The 14,707-nt window shown below is 68.2% G+C and carries 29 protein-coding genes; 20 read left to right on the top strand and 9 right to left on the bottom strand.

Annotated elements, in window-relative coordinates; genetic code table 11:
* The first annotated feature begins 11 nt into the window (after positions 1-11).
* Genes E5671_RS05965 through E5671_RS45315 form a run of 9 tightly spaced genes read left to right on the top strand, consistent with a single transcriptional unit; the run spans position 12 to position 4,363 of the window.
* On the top strand, positions 12-632 hold the full coding sequence (locus E5671_RS05965) for a hypothetical protein (RefSeq protein ID WP_160502789.1): 621 nt from the start codon (positions 12-14) through the stop codon (positions 630-632).
* 29 nt (positions 633-661) lie between these two features.
* Positions 662-1,045: a hypothetical protein gene (locus E5671_RS05960; protein ID WP_160502788.1), complete on the top strand. Its 384-nt coding sequence runs from the start codon at positions 662-664 to the stop codon at positions 1,043-1,045.
* A 39-nt stretch (positions 1,046-1,084) separates the two neighbouring features.
* Positions 1,085-1,516, top strand: coding sequence for a hypothetical protein (locus E5671_RS05955; RefSeq protein WP_160502787.1), 432 nt, complete (start codon positions 1,085-1,087; stop codon positions 1,514-1,516).
* Between the two features lie 12 nt (positions 1,517-1,528).
* On the top strand, positions 1,529-2,335 hold the full coding sequence (locus E5671_RS05950; protein ID WP_160502786.1) for a peptidoglycan-binding protein: 807 nt from the start codon (positions 1,529-1,531) through the stop codon (positions 2,333-2,335).
* Positions 2,336-2,372: 37 nt separating this feature from the next.
* On the top strand, positions 2,373-2,804 hold the full coding sequence (locus tag E5671_RS05945; RefSeq protein ID WP_160502785.1) for a hypothetical protein: 432 nt from the start codon (positions 2,373-2,375) through the stop codon (positions 2,802-2,804).
* A 24-nt stretch (positions 2,805-2,828) separates the two neighbouring features.
* A complete protein-coding gene (locus tag E5671_RS05940) occupies positions 2,829-3,194 on the top strand; it encodes a hypothetical protein (protein WP_160502784.1) in 366 nt (121 codons plus the stop codon).
* A gap of 12 nt (positions 3,195-3,206) precedes the next feature.
* Positions 3,207-3,554, top strand: a complete 348-nt coding sequence (locus tag E5671_RS05935) for a hypothetical protein (RefSeq protein ID WP_160502783.1) — start codon at positions 3,207-3,209, stop codon at positions 3,552-3,554.
* Entirely contained in the window at positions 3,551-4,198 is a 648-nt protein-coding gene (locus E5671_RS05930; RefSeq protein WP_336605675.1) for a collagen-like protein, read from the top strand. The genes E5671_RS05935 and E5671_RS05930 overlap by 4 nt, the downstream gene beginning before the upstream one ends.
* A 9-nt stretch (positions 4,199-4,207) precedes the next feature.
* On the top strand, positions 4,208-4,363 hold the full coding sequence (locus tag E5671_RS45315) for a hypothetical protein (protein ID WP_202121026.1): 156 nt from the start codon (positions 4,208-4,210) through the stop codon (positions 4,361-4,363).
* Between the two features lie 49 nt (positions 4,364-4,412).
* On the opposite strand, the gene E5671_RS05925 is transcribed toward E5671_RS45315, so the two are convergent.
* Positions 4,413-5,108 carry a hypothetical protein gene (locus E5671_RS05925; RefSeq protein WP_160502782.1) on the bottom strand — a complete coding sequence of 232 codons (696 nt, stop codon included), beginning with the start codon at positions 5,106-5,108 and terminating at the stop codon, positions 4,413-4,415.
* 125 nt (positions 5,109-5,233) lie between these two features.
* The gene (locus E5671_RS05920) at positions 5,234-5,503 is read right to left on the bottom strand and encodes a hypothetical protein (protein ID WP_160502781.1); all 270 of its coding nucleotides are present in this window, start codon (positions 5,501-5,503) and stop codon (positions 5,234-5,236) included.
* 144 nt (positions 5,504-5,647) lie between these two features.
* Here E5671_RS05920 and E5671_RS05915 point away from each other — a divergent pair, with 144 nt between their 5' ends.
* The 3 genes from E5671_RS05915 to E5671_RS46950 are packed head-to-tail and all read left to right on the top strand — an operon-like array spanning position 5,648 to position 7,392.
* Positions 5,648-5,884, top strand: coding sequence for a hypothetical protein (locus E5671_RS05915; RefSeq protein ID WP_160502780.1), 237 nt, complete (start codon positions 5,648-5,650; stop codon positions 5,882-5,884).
* A gap of 3 nt (positions 5,885-5,887) precedes the next feature.
* Positions 5,888-6,376, top strand: coding sequence for a helix-turn-helix domain-containing protein (locus tag E5671_RS05910; RefSeq protein ID WP_160502779.1), 489 nt, complete (start codon positions 5,888-5,890; stop codon positions 6,374-6,376).
* Positions 6,373-7,392, top strand: a complete 1,020-nt coding sequence (locus E5671_RS46950) for a tyrosine-type recombinase/integrase (RefSeq protein ID WP_160502778.1) — start codon at positions 6,373-6,375, stop codon at positions 7,390-7,392. Before E5671_RS05910 ends, E5671_RS46950 begins: the two co-directional genes overlap by 4 nt.
* A gap of 427 nt (positions 7,393-7,819) precedes the next feature.
* Here E5671_RS46950 and E5671_RS47725 read toward each other — a convergent pair whose 3' ends face one another.
* The 4 genes from E5671_RS47725 to E5671_RS05890 form a co-directional block, all read right to left on the bottom strand.
* Entirely contained in the window at positions 7,820-8,140 is a 321-nt protein-coding gene (locus tag E5671_RS47725; protein ID WP_160502777.1) for a DCL family protein, read from the bottom strand.
* Positions 8,141-8,196: 56 nt separating this feature from the next.
* Positions 8,197-8,382 (bottom strand): hypothetical protein, encoded by a 186-nt coding sequence (locus tag E5671_RS45310; RefSeq protein ID WP_202122781.1) that lies wholly within the window; start codon positions 8,380-8,382, stop codon positions 8,197-8,199.
* Positions 8,383-8,411: 29 nt separating this feature from the next.
* Positions 8,412-9,272 (bottom strand): ATP-dependent DNA ligase, encoded by an 861-nt coding sequence (locus E5671_RS05895; RefSeq protein ID WP_160502776.1) that lies wholly within the window; start codon positions 9,270-9,272, stop codon positions 8,412-8,414.
* A gap of 65 nt (positions 9,273-9,337) precedes the next feature.
* Complete coding sequence (locus tag E5671_RS05890) at positions 9,338-9,685, bottom strand: DUF6233 domain-containing protein (protein ID WP_160502775.1); 348 nt, start codon at positions 9,683-9,685, stop codon at positions 9,338-9,340.
* Between the two features lie 152 nt (positions 9,686-9,837).
* Here E5671_RS05890 and E5671_RS05885 point away from each other — a divergent pair, with 152 nt between their 5' ends.
* Positions 9,838-10,263 carry a DUF6221 family protein gene (locus E5671_RS05885; protein WP_160502774.1) on the top strand — a complete coding sequence of 142 codons (426 nt, stop codon included), beginning with the start codon at positions 9,838-9,840 and terminating at the stop codon, positions 10,261-10,263.
* Complete coding sequence (locus E5671_RS05880) at positions 10,260-10,523, top strand: hypothetical protein (protein ID WP_160502773.1); 264 nt, start codon at positions 10,260-10,262, stop codon at positions 10,521-10,523. Before E5671_RS05885 ends, E5671_RS05880 begins: the two co-directional genes overlap by 4 nt.
* On the opposite strand, the gene E5671_RS45305 is transcribed toward E5671_RS05880, so the two are convergent.
* Positions 10,520-10,723, bottom strand: a complete 204-nt coding sequence (locus E5671_RS45305) for a hypothetical protein (RefSeq protein ID WP_237330989.1) — start codon at positions 10,721-10,723, stop codon at positions 10,520-10,522. The genes E5671_RS05880 and E5671_RS45305 overlap by 4 nt on opposite strands.
* A 124-nt stretch (positions 10,724-10,847) precedes the next feature.
* Between E5671_RS45305 and E5671_RS05875 the strand changes: the two genes are divergently transcribed.
* From E5671_RS05875 to E5671_RS05865, 3 genes are read left to right on the top strand one after another with little or no spacing between them, the layout of a single operon-like run.
* On the top strand, positions 10,848-11,144 hold the full coding sequence (locus tag E5671_RS05875; RefSeq protein WP_160502772.1) for a hypothetical protein: 297 nt from the start codon (positions 10,848-10,850) through the stop codon (positions 11,142-11,144).
* Positions 11,141-11,440, top strand: a complete 300-nt coding sequence (locus E5671_RS46075) for a hypothetical protein (RefSeq protein WP_237330112.1) — start codon at positions 11,141-11,143, stop codon at positions 11,438-11,440. The genes E5671_RS05875 and E5671_RS46075 overlap by 4 nt, the downstream gene beginning before the upstream one ends.
* A 2-nt stretch (positions 11,441-11,442) precedes the next feature.
* Positions 11,443-11,631 (top strand): hypothetical protein, encoded by a 189-nt coding sequence (locus tag E5671_RS05865; RefSeq protein WP_160502771.1) that lies wholly within the window; start codon positions 11,443-11,445, stop codon positions 11,629-11,631.
* A 68-nt stretch (positions 11,632-11,699) separates the two neighbouring features.
* On the opposite strand, the gene E5671_RS05860 is transcribed toward E5671_RS05865, so the two are convergent.
* A complete protein-coding gene (locus tag E5671_RS05860; RefSeq protein WP_160502770.1) occupies positions 11,700-11,894 on the bottom strand; it encodes a hypothetical protein in 195 nt (64 codons plus the stop codon).
* Positions 11,895-11,962: 68 nt separating this feature from the next.
* The gene (locus tag E5671_RS05855; RefSeq protein ID WP_160502769.1) at positions 11,963-12,640 is read right to left on the bottom strand and encodes an HAD family hydrolase; all 678 of its coding nucleotides are present in this window, start codon (positions 12,638-12,640) and stop codon (positions 11,963-11,965) included.
* A 122-nt stretch (positions 12,641-12,762) separates the two neighbouring features.
* On the opposite strand from E5671_RS05855, the gene E5671_RS05850 reads away from it, so the two are divergent.
* The 3 genes from E5671_RS05850 to E5671_RS05840 all read left to right on the top strand — a co-directional run bounded on the left by E5671_RS05850 (position 12,763) and on the right by E5671_RS05840 (position 14,620).
* On the top strand, positions 12,763-13,974 hold the full coding sequence (locus tag E5671_RS05850; RefSeq protein ID WP_160502768.1) for a helix-turn-helix domain-containing protein: 1,212 nt from the start codon (positions 12,763-12,765) through the stop codon (positions 13,972-13,974).
* Between the two features lie 71 nt (positions 13,975-14,045).
* Entirely contained in the window at positions 14,046-14,459 is a 414-nt protein-coding gene (locus E5671_RS05845) for a hypothetical protein (RefSeq protein WP_202121025.1), read from the top strand.
* Positions 14,456-14,620, top strand: a complete 165-nt coding sequence (locus E5671_RS05840) for a hypothetical protein (RefSeq protein ID WP_160502767.1) — start codon at positions 14,456-14,458, stop codon at positions 14,618-14,620. The genes E5671_RS05845 and E5671_RS05840 overlap by 4 nt, the downstream gene beginning before the upstream one ends.
* Positions 14,621-14,707: the final 87 nt, after the last annotated feature.

Here is a 14,707-nt window from a genome sequence, read left to right as displayed (position 1 = left end):
GAGTGACCCGCGTGCCCATCACGGATGACTACGGGCAGGGCGTCCAGATCGCCGCGCTCACCGACGCTCCCGACGCCGGGAAGCTGGCCAAGGACATCGTCAACGCGATCGTGCAGCGCGGCGTCATGCGCTTCGCCTCCGCCTCCGGACGAGCTGCGGCCCTCACCGGCGCCGCCGCTCCTGTCGAGGGCATGCAGACGTGGCTCCAGGACGTGAACCGGCTCGACGTGTACGACGGAGCGGGGTGGGTGGCAGTGTCGACGGGCGCCTCCGCCTGGACGACGGTCAACCTCGCGTCGGGCTTCCAGCAGAACGGCAACTCCAACGGAACGCTGCAGTACCGCTTGCTGAACATCTCCGGCGAGGAGTCGCTCCAGCTGCGCGGGGCGGTCGGCCGTTCCTCCTGGCCGTCGACGCCAGCGGGCAGCTACATCATCAACACGACGGCGCTGCCGTCGATCGTCCGCCCGGCGACGCTGCGCACCGTCACGATCCCCTGCTCCGACATTGCCTCCGACCGCATCGCCCTCAAGCTGGACGTTCAGACCGACGGCTACCTGCAAGTTTTCGGCACCGGGTCCGGCGTGAAGCCTCCGTGGATCGGCTTCAACGGGACCATCGTCAGCCTCTAACACCCAGCGCCGGACTCCAAGGAGAAGTCGTGACCACCACACTGCCTGAGCAGCATCCACTCCACACGCATCCCTCTCTCGACCTCACCCTCCCCGCTCGCTACTGGGAAGACGAGGACGGCAAGGTCACCCTGACCGGGAACTTCACGCGCCCCGACGCTCAGCCTTTCCCCGTGCATGAGGCCATCCCGCTGGGCAGCTTCCACGATGGCGAATGGGATGCGGCATACATGACCTCCACGTGGATCGGCGGCATCACCCCTGACAAGGATCACACCTGGGTGAAGCTCGACATCACCAGAGACGGCCGCCTGAAGGCGTACTGCCGGGTCCCCGTCGAGACCGTCTACCTCACCTGCACGGCTGTGACCCGGCCGCCGAAGCCACGGCAAGGCGATCCCGCGGCACGATGACTCCCGCCCACGTCAGCGCCATCCGATAAGGAGGCCGTCGTGGCCACCGTGTGCAAGTTGTACCGCGGCGACAAGCCGCAGCTCATCCCTCCGGAGACGTGGATGCTCGTCACCTATGAGCGAGTGATCAGCAACGAGCGCAGCATGGCCCGCAGTCTGTCGCTGATCATGCCGCCGTTCGGCGGGGACTTCATCTGGTCCCGCAACCTTCGCTGGGCCGCCATCACGCCGCCGGAAGGCGATCTGCGGCCACGGCAATTCATGTCCCGGTTCATCCGTGATCCGCACGGTGAACGCGACGACACCGGGGCCGCCGACCACCCCGCCACGCCAGGCCGCAGCTGGGAGACCACGATGTGGCCGTTCTACGGCGAAGCAAACCAGCCCGTCGGCGTCGAGGTATGGCACGACCACCACGAGGCCTGGCTGCTCGAGCACGCCCAATTCGTCGGCATGACCTGGGACTACTAGAAGGGGCAACCCGTGAAGCTGATCACCCGCGGCCAACTCGGCTGGCCCGCATCCGCCGCACCCGCACAGTCCTCGACGAAGGGCGTCAAGGTCCACTACGAGGGCACCACCGTGAGCACGACGCTCCTCACCGACCACGACAAGTGCATCGCCCTGTGGAAGGCCATCCGCAAGGCGCACCTCGCAAACAAGGCCGAGGGCTACAGCGACGTCGCCTACAACTACGCGGCCTGCCCCCATGGCTACCTCCTCGAGGGACGCGGCCTGGGGAAGCGGACCGGCGCCAACGGCAGCCAGGCGCTGAACGTCGCGCACTACGCGGTCCTCGGCCTCCTCGGCTCGAAGGGCCTGACCGAACCGAACGATCCGATGCTCCACGCGATCCGTGACGGCATCGAACTGCTCCGGAAGCACGGCGCCGGCAGCGAAATCAAGGGACACCGGGACGGCTACGCCACCGCCTGCCCCGGAGGCCCGCTCTATACCTGGGTGCAGAAGGGTGCACCGCGCCCCGGCGGCAGCACGCCCCCAAAGCCCGGACCCGGTACGCCCAGGTACGAGCCGTTCCCCGGCGCCTCGTTCTTCATGAAGGGCGACAACCCGGCCCTGGGCAAGGTCTCGAAGATCTTCACCGCGATGGGAAAGCGGCTCGTCGCCGTCGGCTGCGGCCGGTACACGGTCGGCCCCGGCCCCACCCTCGGCAAGGCCGACGTCGCCTCCTACGAAGCCTGGCAGCGCGAATGCGGATACAGCGGCGCCGCCGCGAAGTGGCCGCCCGGCAAAACCACCTGGGACAAGCTGAAGGTGCCCGTCGCATGACGGCGTTCACCGCCGAACGCTGGGCCTAGGGACCGCCATGGCCGACGATCCCGGTGCCGAAAGGGACTCCCGATGGACACCGGACATGCTGCGAATCTACTTGTCAGAGATCGGCGACGAGCGGGACCTCCGATACCAGCAGCGGTTCGACGCGCAGACCAAAGCCATCGAAGCCGCCCTACTGGCCGCGAAGGAAGCCGTGATCAAAGCGGAGCTGGCCAACGACAAGCGCTTCGAAGGCGTCAACGAGTTCCGCCAAACCCTGTCCGACCAGGCCGCACAGTTCATGACCCGGACGGAATCCGAAGCAGCCACCTCCCGCAACAGCGAACGCATCCAAGACCTCACCGACCGACTGAACCGGGCCGAAGGCCACGGGCAGGGCCTGAACGCCGGATGGGGCTACCTACTGGCTGCCATCGCGGCCGTCGCCACGATCATCGCGATCGTCCTGTCCCTCAACCGCTAACCCGCGCAGAACGGAATAGTCCTCATGAAGATCTTCAACAGAGACCCGGTTCTCTTCCTGAACAGCCTGGCCGCCGTACTCGGCCTGGTCGTGACCTTCAACGTCGGACTGACGGAGACCCAGGCCGGATGGACGGTCGCGAGCGTCTCCGCGATCCTCGGTGCGATCGCTGCCTTCCTGACCCGGCCGATCGCAGTGCAGGCATTCACCACCCTCGTTGCCACCGTCGCCTCTGCTGTGGCCGCATTCGGCTACGACGTCGCACCCACCACCACGGCCGCCATCAACGGCCTCGTCCTCGCCGTCATCATGTTCATCACCCGCGGCCAGGTCTCCCCGGTCGCCTCCTCGGCGCCCGCCTCGCAGCCCGCGAAGCCGAGCGTTCTCTGAGCGGAGCAGCACGTGACCGACGAGCCGACCCTCGGTGAGGTCGCCAGACGCCTTGAGGCCATCCACGCAGACCTCAAGGAAGACCTCCGCGAGCACGGTGCACGGCTCGACAAGAAGGTCAGCGTCGAACGCTACGAGCTCGAGCGCCGCACCGCCGACGAAGTGCACCGGCAGCTCATCGAACGCATGACGGCGATCGAGGCGGAACGCCTCCAAGCGATACGAGACGACGAACTCGCACGGCGCAAAGTCGAGGACCAGCGGCGGGCCGACCGCCGGCTCATCCTGACCGGGCTGATTGTGCCTGTACTCATCGTGCTACTTCAGGTGTACCTCTCGACGAGGGGAGCAGGCACGTGAGGTCTCACACCTCCCCGGCCAAAGCGCGCCGCCGCGCAGACATCTGGTTCGCCCTGGCCGCGATCGCAGGCGTTGCCGCGCTGGCGTGGGTCGTCATCACCATGCAGTCCCTGAGTCACGACCTGCGCACCGCCAACGAGGCCAGGGATGCGCTCGCATCGCAGGTCGAACGGCTCGGCGGGAAACCGGTGGCGGGCCCGCCGGGCAGCCGCGGCGAGTCCATCACCGGACCTCGCGGCCCCAAGGGCGAGAACGGCGAACCCGGCAGGCCGGGGGAGAAAGGACCGCCCGGCCAGGACGGTAAAGCCGGAGACGACGGCGAACCAGGCAGTGACGGCACGGACGGGGTCGGCGAGACGGGCCCACCCGGCACCTCAGGCGCTGACGGCGCGGCGGGGCCACCGGGGCCTCAAGGCGAACCCGGACCCGCCGGACCAGCAGGACCGCAGGGGGAGCAGGGTCCCGCAGGCGAGGACGGGACTGATGGCCGCGACGGACAGACCTGCCCCGACGGCTACTCACTCCAGCCGCCGGCCGACGACCCCGACGCGCTGGTCTGCCGGAGGGACAGCGCGCCACCGCCCGACCAACCGGAGAACGGCCCGCAGGGTGCGGCCCTCGACCCGCAGCGCCGCCAGTACTGAGGAGAGCCGATGCCCGAACCGCGCCCGATGACCCGCCGGATCGACGACTCGGCCGGCGACATGCCGTCCCTTGTCGAACTCGGCCTTGCCGAACCCCAGCCGCAGCCCAGCTACGAGGGCCTCTTCGTGGAGCCGGACCCTCCGCCGGAAGGCCCGACCGAGTAGACGATGCCCCCGCCCCTGCCTCGTGCAGGCGGCGGGGGCATCTCTACGTCTACTCCGCTAGCTGCTTCTTCAGCTCGGCAACGTGCGGCCCGGAGTCGGTCGCGGGGATCTTCCAGCGGTGGGCGGTCTCCTCGCCGTCCACATAGAGCAGCGTGCCGCCCTTCGCCTGGGCGGGCGTGAGGTCGAATGCCTGCAGCCGCCACTGATAGGTGCCAGGCTGCACCAGATCAGCGTTGTTGTACTTGTCGACGACGATGCTCGACGAGTTGCCGCTGTCGAAGCCGATCGACTCTCCGTCCGGTGCGATCCACGACCAACCCCCGCCACTGATCGGCGCCACCTCGTCCGCCGGCGCCCCGGTCATCGCCTTGTCCTTCATGGTGACGACGGCGAAGACGCCGTTCTTCGCGGTTTCCGTGCCGCTCTTCTTCACGTACACGACAGTGTCGGGCGTGATCTGCAGTTCGCCGGTACCGCCGTCGCCGACGGTCCGCGCTGGCTCGCCTAGCTTGAGATCCGCCTCTTGGCCCTCGGTCCCGTCCCCACCGGTGCCGGCGCCTTCCTTTCCGGCGCAGTGATCCAACCATTCCTTCTGGCTGACGTACTGGTCCGCGCAGTCGACCTTCTTCGTGGGCTCCTTCGCCGCGGACGGCTTCGTCTCGGCCTTGTCGTCCCCATCGTCGCCGCAGGCGGTCAGGGCGGCGAGGAGGAGCGCGGCGGTTGCGGTAGCAGTACGAACGCGCACGAGTGCCCCCAGCGTTGAGCCAGTCGGGACACCGTAGGGCAGAAGCGGCCAGCGGGGGAGGGGCGGCGACGTGACTGCGCCCCGGACTCAAGCGAGTCCGGGGCGCAGCGTCAGCGTCGAGGCTCCTATGTAGGGGAGGGGCCGCTGCCGGTGAAGGGGACGAGTTCGCCGCCGTCGGCGTGCGTGGCGACGATGGCGCCCTCCTTGCCGTCAGGCATGCACAGTCGCACTCGGTCGGCGGTTACGAGCTTGTAGCCGAGCCCCGGCTCGCTCGATCCCAGGGTGCCGTGCCACTGCTTGATGCCCGAATCGGTGAACACGTCGAAGCGTGCGTACACGGGGATCTCCTCGCCGCCGATGACGACGTGGGCCTCGCTCTCGTATCTCTTTGCCATGCGGCCAGTCTGCACCCGAGGTCTGACAGCGGCTCCCGCGTCAACCATCGCCAGCGCATAACGTCTTGTGGAGTGCTGCGAGTTGACCGTGGGCGACTCTCGATAACATGCCATATCGCGGGCGGCGAAACGGTACAATTAGCTATGCTTCAGAGCCCTGAAATCAACTCCGGACCAGGCTGGTACGAGGTGATCAACCCTCGCAACGCCACCACCAACATCGCCCTCGTGCACGAAGACGGATCGCTCTATCTCCCTGAAGGGGAAGGCGCACTGAGCTCGACCGAGTTCGCGTTCGCCGCAGCCCGGGGCGACGCGCACAAGCTCATACGGGCCGACGAAGTCCCGAGCATCGCCTCCCTGCCCGACAGGGAGAACTGAGCGATGACCGTCAACGTGCACCTCGGCGACGAGCAAGGACTTGACCGGAGTCGCCGCTATCTACGTCCAGTAGCTCGCCTCCAACTGCCGGACGAGCCAGACCTCGTGCACGTTGCCGTGTACGAATGGCTACCCATGTTCGAGGCGTGGGCCACGGGCCCGGCAATCTGTGGACGCTCGACCACGCAGGGACCCCTGCCGGATGGCACCGAGGCAACTTGCTCCGCCTGCCTCGCGTATCAGCCGAAGTACCAGATGATGATGCAGCCGACGCAGACCCCCCTCGCGCAGAACGCGCTGAGCCAGCAGGTGCGAGCCGCAGTCAAGGAGTCCGGCCTGAAGCAGGCATGGATCGCGGAGCGACTCGGCATTACTCAGAAGTACCTGAGCCAGCTACTGACGGGCCACGCCCCGATCTCGCTGGAGTGGGCCGAGAAAATCCTCCCCCTGTGCGGGAAGCGGATCAGGATCGTCATCGAGGAAGCGGCGTGACCGATCTCGCTCCGCGCCAGCCGGACGCGGCTCCCGCCGTCCGTGATGCTGCGACGCTCGCCGTGCTCGCCGCGATGGAGCAGGCCGCCGAACAGCACCTCGACGCCATCCGCCCCAACAACACGAAACGCGGCTACGCCAACGACTGGAACCTCTGGACCGAGTTCCACGACTGGCTCGCCGAACAGGCCGGCCACCGTCTCGCGTTGACCGACGTCACGAAGGGCACCCTCGTCGGCTTCGTCGTCTGGCTCGACACCGTCAAGCTCGCCGCACCCAACAGCATCGACCGACGCATTACCGGCGTCACCGTCACCGCCCGGAACGAGCACGGCATCGAAGTCCCCAAGGCCGCCACCGTCGCAGCCCGGCAAGCACTCAAGCCGCTGAAGAACGATCCCGAGCGGCAGGCGCGCGGTCGAGGGAAGGCTGCCGCCGTCACTCCGGAGCAACTGCGGCAGATGAACGCCGCCGTCGCCGACGGACTCACCGGACTCCGCGACCGCGCCCTCTGGCTCATGGCCTTCGGGATTGCAGGGCGCTCCGCCGAAGTCGCCGCCCTCCGCGCCGACACCATCGTCCACGTCAGCCAAGGCCTCGACGTCCACGTGCCCGCCGTCAAAGGACGCCCACCCCGAGACGTCGTCGTCAGCTACGGCAAGAACGTCGACACCTGCCCCGTCCGTGCCTGGCTCACCTGGCGGGCAGCATCGGGCATCGCCAGCGGGCCCGCCTTCCTGCCCATCGACGTCTGGGGGCATCTCGGAAACCGTGCACTCTCCCCCGAGGCCGTCCGGGAGATCATCGCCCGCAACGCCGAACGCGCAGGCGTCGCCGTCCGCCTCACCGGTCACAGCATGCGAGCAGGCTTCATCACCACCAGCCGCAAGGCAGGCAAGCGCGAAGAAAAGATCCGCGCCCAGTCCGGGCACGCCGACAACAGCCCCGCCTTCTGGGGATACATCCGCGAAGCCGACAAATGGACCGACGCTGCGAGCGAGGGCATTGGACTGTGAGCGCAGCAACGCCCCCGCACCAGCGCTGGCTGCGGGGGCGTTCTGCTGTCCGGGGCCTAGCCCCACCACGTGTCGCTCACGGCGCCTCCCTGAGAAGTAGGTGCGGCCACCGAGGTCCCGAAGGACTCCACCCGAAGGTGGCTGCGAACTCAGGTGGCCGCTTTGCTACGGTAGGTGAATCCCGTACCGCCTGTCAGTAGTGCGTGCCAAACTGATGATGCGGCTAGCTCAACGTCAGAGCACCTGGAGACCCGCTCGCAGGGCACTCGGGAGATAGCGGTTCGACTCCGCCACCGCACCGTCTGCCGGGATCAGCCGGGCTCGGGCAACCGCATCCCTCCCGCCCTATCGGCGGGGCAGAGGCCCCCGGAGATGCGCGCGCCCGCCCTCATGTACCGAGGGCGGGCGCTCGCGCTGATCGGCCTCGCTACAGGCAGCTTCTGAACGAGAAGTCGGCCTCGCTGCCGTCCGTGCGAAGCACGTAGAAGCAGCGCGTATTCCCTGTTCCTTCCGGGTTCACCTGCACCTTGAAGCCAGCGATCCCGCCGTCAGCCTTCTCGTCTACGTCAGGGTGTCGCGCAATGAGCGCTGTCAGGAACGCGACGTGGGCTTCATCAGTTACGGCCTCAGGCTGGCCCGGCCCCGACCCGGTCTGGCCTGGGTAGCTGCGGAGGACGTCCTGGCACCTCTGCGTTGCTGCGGCTTTAGTAGGAAAGTGTTCACCGTTGATATCTACTGGTATCGCCATAAGGGTAGGATCGCCCCTTTTCGCCGCGAATACTAGATGCGGCGGGCGCACGCTCTTCACCCCTGCGGCTGGAGCAGCTGCCCCGGCTTGGTCTCCTCGACACGGACGTTCGTGCACCCGCCGGCTTCGAGCTTCGCCCGCCGGTCTTCGGCGCTGGCCTTGTCGTAGCTGCAGACTGTCGCCCGCGCCGCACCGTCAGGGTCGGTCCAGGTGAGCCCGTAGTTCTTCATCGTGATCGCCATGCCGTCATCATCGCTGGCGGCACTGACAATCAGCGGACCCTGGTGACGGTGACGGTGGCGTGCCTGGTGGTCCCGGCGGCAACTTCGACGACCGGCCCCGAGGTGGTCGTGTACGCCTCCCCGTCCCTGGTGCGTGCCCGTCCGCCGGTTTCCGTGTCGGCGAGGTGCCGGGCCACGTCACGGCTGAGTGCAGCCGTGAGAGCCCGCGACAGCATGCGCCGCCCGTCCGGCAGCTCCACGACCACCTTCGACGGTCTCGCGACGTTCCCGGTGTAGCCGATGACCTGCGCATCAACCGTTTCCGAATGCCGCAGCTTCCGCCACGCCGGGGTTCGCCCCGCTCGGTACGTCGCGCTGGCCTGCTTGGCGACGACCCCTTCGATGCCTTGGCCGGCGAGCTGCTCGATCCAGGCCCGCGCCACATCCGGGTCGTCGGTGGCGGGCACGGGCTGGATGGGCGGCGGCTGCCCGGCGAGGACGTCGAGGAGCGCGGCCCGCCGCTCCACGTAGGGCCGTCTGCGAAGGTCGACGCCTGCGTGCATGAGGCAGTCGAACGCCGCGAAGCTGGCGGGGTAGCGGTGCATGAGGTCGGTGAGGCGTCGACCGCGGGCAGAGGCGCGGGAGCGGACCGCACCGAAGTCCATCCTTCCGTCCCGCCAGATGACGGCTTCTCCGTCGAGCACCGTGTCGGGCGGCAGGTCCATGCCCGCGCTGGCGATGTCGAGCCACTGTTCGGTGGCGTCCCGCCCGGACCGGGTCTGGATGCGCACTGTGTCGCGCCACCACAGGACGGTCCTGTCGCCGTCGAACTTGGGTTCGTACCACCAGCCCGGACCGACGGGCAGCACGTCGGCGCGTTCGGCGAGGGCGACAGCGACGGGATACTCCACGGTCACATCGTCCGGCCGACGGCTGGTGGGCGCGCGGCGGGCTGCTCCGACTGTCGGCTCGTCGTCTAGCTGGGCAGGTCGAGGCCGGTCTCAGGCTTACAGATCTCGCAGCACTCCGTCTTCAGCTCGTCATCGGTGAGCGCGATGATCGCCTCAGTGCGGTCGAGGTAGCCCATCTGCGTCTTGTAGAGGGTGCAGCCGCCGCGGTGGAGGATCGGGTGCCCGTCCTCGGCCCGCTTGGGCTGGATCTTCCAGCTCATCTCGATACGGGCCCGTTCGCGGCGTTTCCGATCCTGCTCGACCTGCACCTCCAGCTCGCGGACCTTGAGGCGCTCCTGGTTGAGCTGCCATTCGAGCCAGGCCACGAGGGTGCGGTGCTTTTCGAGGCGTTCAGACAGCGGCAGATCGGACATGCGTTCGAGTCTACGGGTGTCGGCGGCTCACGCGACCCGGCCGTGTTGTCAGTGGCCGCCGCTACTCTGTCCGTATCTATCCGCGCTGTGGCTGCAGCGCTGCCGCCCCGCCCCCGTGATGCAGGGGCGGGGCGCTCGGCATTGGAGGGCCTGTGACTGAAGATCTCGCGCAGTGGCTCGGCAACCAGCTCGACGAGGACGAACGGATCGCGCGCGGCGCAACGTGGTGCGACGAAGCCGCGTCGTGGCACACCGAGCCATCCCCCTACGGCGCACGGGACAAGGGCCAGCGCTGGTACATCGAGGACGCGATGGACGACGGAGTCATCTCGCACGTCGACCCGGCGGCATCGGACGATGAAGGCGTGGCCCGACACATCGCCACCCATGATCCGGCGCGGGTGCTGCGCGAGATCGACGCCAAACGGCAGATCGTCGAACAGCACAAGCGCTACGCGGCAGAGCGCCGCCGCACGATGGGGGGCTGGGATCCGCAATCCGACGACTCGCCCATCCTCGCCGCCCTCGCCTCCGTATACGCGGACCGGCCCGGCTACCGCGAGGAGTGGCGGCCGTGACGGACGTCGAGAAGCTGCTCACCGACATCCGCTTCTACGACCAGGTGCTCGGCGATGCCCGCCGCACGATCCTCTGCCCGCCCGACCTGGTCGACTCCGTAAAGGCGGTGGTCGAGGCGCGTGACGTCGGCGGCCTCTATCAGGTGAAGGCCTCGCCGTGCTGCCCGGAGGGGCGCCTGATCGTCATCGACGAGCAGGGCCTCGAAGCAGCGATGCGCGAGACGGTGCAGAGCTTCGCGCGGGGGATCCGTCTCCGCTAGGCCACTTCCGGCTCCGGGTGCCGCACGTGCTTCTTCAGCTCGGTCTCGACGGCGAGCCTCGACTCCCCGGACTCTGCGGCGAACTCCCGGATCCGCTCCTGCACCGCGAGGGCGGTGTCCACGGATAGCGTCCCGGCCTGGATCTCCTCCCAGGCGGAACGTTCCAGCGTGATCAGGTCGTCAGGGAGTTCGATAGCCACGGCGAGATATTACGCCGCCTCCACAGCTTCCCCACGCCACCTGCGCTCCTGGTCCGCCTGTTGCGCCGTGCGTATCTTTCCTAGTTCATCTTGATTGCCAATCTAGATTGGCTACCTTGGTTACATGACGAAAACCGAGAGCGAGATCAAGCTCCAAGGCCGCATCTACGACTCCCTGGCCGCCTTCAACAAGACGGCCGAATGGCCCGCCTTGCAGCTCGCGCAGATGCGCCAGCACCTCGCCGAGCACCTGGCCAACGACCTGCTCTCCTCCTGCCGCCCCGACATCCTCGCCGAGGCGATCGAAGCCGCGCGCGGCGAGTATTTGGAAGACAGCACCGGCACCCCGGAGGACGAGGCGTACAACCAGGCTGTCTCTGACGTCGTTGCCGCCATCGGCGCCTTGCTGGAGGGGAAGTGAGCGAGCGACTTCTCCCTACCGGCACCTGCTGGTGCGGCTGCGGCACCGAGACCGGCATCGGCAGCTTCTTCGCCCGAGGCCACGACAAGATCGCCGAGGCGGCCCTGGTTGCAGCCGAGTACGGCGGCACCGTCCCCAAGCTCCTCGCCGCTCACGGCTACGGTCCCGACAAGTCCGTCACCGAAGCGGCCGTTACCGGAGGAGGCTGGATCCGCTGCTCCGTCGAGGGATGCTCCTACGTAGGCGCCGAAGTCAGCGTGCGCAACCATGAAAGTCGACCCCATAAGGAGAAGTGACCATGGCAACCGGATTCAGCGAAGGTGAGCGCGTGCGGGTCGCACCTCACGTGGAGGGCCTCGCAGGGATGCTCGGTACCGTGGTGAAGCCTGGCCACGGCTACCTCGCAGATTGCCCCGTGCTACTCGACGAGGATGCGGAGGGGCTCCCTGTAGCCTTCTCCGACGCCGACCTGACCAAGGAGTGCTGACCGGCGACGCTCAACGAACGGTGCCCCGCCTGAGGTAAGCAGGCGGGGCACCGTCGCGTGAGCCTACGTCACGCCGCCTCGACGATCCCGTCCCGCAGCGACTCCGCCTGCGCCACAGCCGTCCACTCGGCGACCAGCACCTCGTACCGGGCCCGGTCCTCGCCCGACAGCCGCACTTCCGGGCGTCGCATCAGCTCCCGGATCTCGTCGTTCACCACGGCCGCAGACCGCGCGGAACCAGACGACGGCGGAGTGGGGATCATGCGGCAAGTCTAGGCGGCCGGTACGACAAGACCCAGGATGCGGCGACATCGGCATATGACGATCACGGCTACGCGTCATCCCCGCGGACCAGCTTCACCAGCAGCTCCGTGTCCCGCAGATCCGACAGCACCACCTCAGCGCCAGCCTCCCGCAGTGCCGCCTCGTCGCTCTTGCCGGACGCGACAGCGATGACCCGCACCCCGTTCTCATGCCCGCCCTCCACATCCGCCGGGGTATCCCCGATTAGCACCGCCTCGCCAGCCGGGACCGCAGCGCGCTCGAGCGCCAGCCGGACAAGCGCCGGACGAAGATCGTCGTCCTCCCCGTAGGCGCCTGCCTCCCAGTCGATGTGCGTATCCAGGCCGAACACCCCCAGCTTGACCTCCGAGACGGGGCGGACGTTCCCCGACACCACGGCCTGCCGAACCCCCGCTGCGTCGAGCGCATCGAGGGCGGACGCAGCGCCAGGGAGGGCATGGCCGCGCTCCCGCAACTCCCCGGCCCGACGCAAATGCTCCTCCGCCAGGGCCGCGGCGAACCGCTCGAAGTCACCGCGGGCCGTCGTCAATCCGTGCAGCTTCGCCGTCTCCCGGAAGATGACCGGCTCCGTAATCCCATCGATCTTCGCCTGCTCTCTCATCGGCTGACCGAGCGTCTGCTCGAACGCGGACGCCGACAGCTCGCGGCCCACACCGCGCGTCGAGATCAGAGTGTGGTCGATGTCCCACAACACCAGCCGCGCCATAACGCACCCTCTCTCGCCCAGCCGTAACAACCCGTCACCCATACGTGGAATCACCGTCCCACACGGGAACACTCCGCCATACGCTGACCCAACCAGCCGACACAAACGGGGAGGTGGCGGGCATGAGCACACCACGCCTCCCGGTCGGCGCCCGCATCCGCTACCACCGCGAACAAACCGGACGCAGCCAAGTCGCCATCGCCGGACTATGCGGCATCACCGAGCGCTACCTCTCCCTCATCGAAAACGGAAGGAAGAGCCCCTCACCCGATCTGCTCGGCCGACTCGCCGCCGAACTCGGCGTCACCATCGCCGCGCTACTCAGCGACGACCCCGTACCCGAAGCCGTCCCGGCCATCACCGCCGCACCCAGCGTCGCCCACGCCCTCATGGGATGCAGCACCCCACGCAGCGAACCCGCAGCCACACCCGGCGACCTGCGCGACCGCATCGAGAACGCCTGGAGGATCTGGCAGACCTCCCAGACCCGCTTCACCGAAGCCGAGGAACTACTGCCCGCCCTCATCGCCGACGTAGAGCATGCAGGCAAAGTCCACCGATCCGGCAGCGACTTGCACGCCCGCCGCGAAGTGTCGCGATGCGCCGCCGACCTGTACGGGCTGCTGCGCTCCTACTGCCGCCGCACCGGACGCCTCGACCTGTCCCTCATGGTCGCCGACCGAGCCATGCGGGCCGCTGAGGACGCCGACGACCCCATCCGCATCGCAGCCGCCCAATGGAACCTCGGCCACGTCCTGCTCTCCCACAACGACGCCGGAGCCGTCGAACATGCCCGGGAAGTCGCCGTCCTCGCCGTCGAAGACCTCCAACACGCCCCGGCCGGACAAGAGAAGGACGCGGTCGCCGGCGCCCTCGAGCTGGTCGCCGTGGTGGCCGAGGCCCGCACAAGACGCTGGTGGGATGCCCGCGCCCGGCTGGAGAAGCGTGCCCTCCCGCTCGCCAAGCGGTGCGGCGAGGGCAACGCCCACCACACCGTGTTCGGCCCGACCAACGTCCGTCTGCACGCCGTGAGCATCGAGATGCTGGCAGGGGAGGCCTCCGAAGGCCTCCACGTCGCCGACAAGATCGACGTAAGCCGGATGCCGTCCCGTGAACGCCAGTTCACGTTCGGCCTCGAGGTCACCCGCCTGTACGACCTGCGCCGCGAAGACGCCGCGGTCCTCGTCCACCTCCTCGGCCTCGAAGAACTCGCACCCGAAGACCTCGCCCGCAGCCCCCTCGCCGCCGACATGATCGAAGGACTGCTACGGCGGGTACGCCCCACCTACCGCGGCCAGGCCGTCGGGCTCGCCCAACGGCTCGGCCTGCTCTGACAACCCGAACTGCCAGGCACCCCGAACCGCCAGTTCGGGTAGCGCGGACGCACCGCCACTAGCTTCTGCGCATGGCCAGCGGAAATGCCCCCTACGTGCCAGGACCGGCAGGTACCCGGATCGTGGCCGCCGGCGTCGACTGGGACGCCGTCAAAGTCGTCCGGTCCTTCGGCTTGCAGGCCCTCGACCGGATAGCGGAACCCGGGGCGGTCGTCGTGGACCCCAACAGGGCCGCTCCTGCCGTGTACTTCTTCGTCCGGCCCGGCACTACGGAAGGCTGGAACGTCGCCCAGTCCACGGCGCTGAGCGCCACCACCCACGTGACGCTGCCGCCCGAGAGCCGGGTCATGCCGCCCGGACCGTACTGGCTGACATCGCCCACGGAGGGCCGCCTCCATACCGATACGGCGGCACTACGGACGGCGCTGGAAACAGTCACCGGGCCGCGGCCGGCGTGGAACCCGAGGATGGAGCACTTCGCATGAACGCCCCCAATTACGCGCGCATCGAGATCCAGGGCCTGTGCTGGAGCAAGAAGCCCGACGACGTCCTGCACTGCACCCTCGGACCGGCCCACAAGGGCGACCACTTCCACGCATACACCAAGACGCGGTGGCCGAACCGGGCGCGGCAGCCGCAAGGCTGAGACTCCCGTCCGTCGTCCGGGCGCGGCGGACTGGACGGCGGGCGGGGCTAGATGGGGATGCGGCGTGCGCGAGGTGTGACCTTCTGG

It is taken from the genome of Streptomyces sp. BA2 (genome assembly GCF_009769735.1).
In the GTDB taxonomy this organism is placed as follows: domain Bacteria; phylum Actinomycetota; class Actinomycetes; order Streptomycetales; family Streptomycetaceae; genus Streptomyces.
The sequence above is the reverse complement of the archived record's forward strand: the minus strand, read 5'-3'. Positions and strand labels throughout refer to the sequence as shown.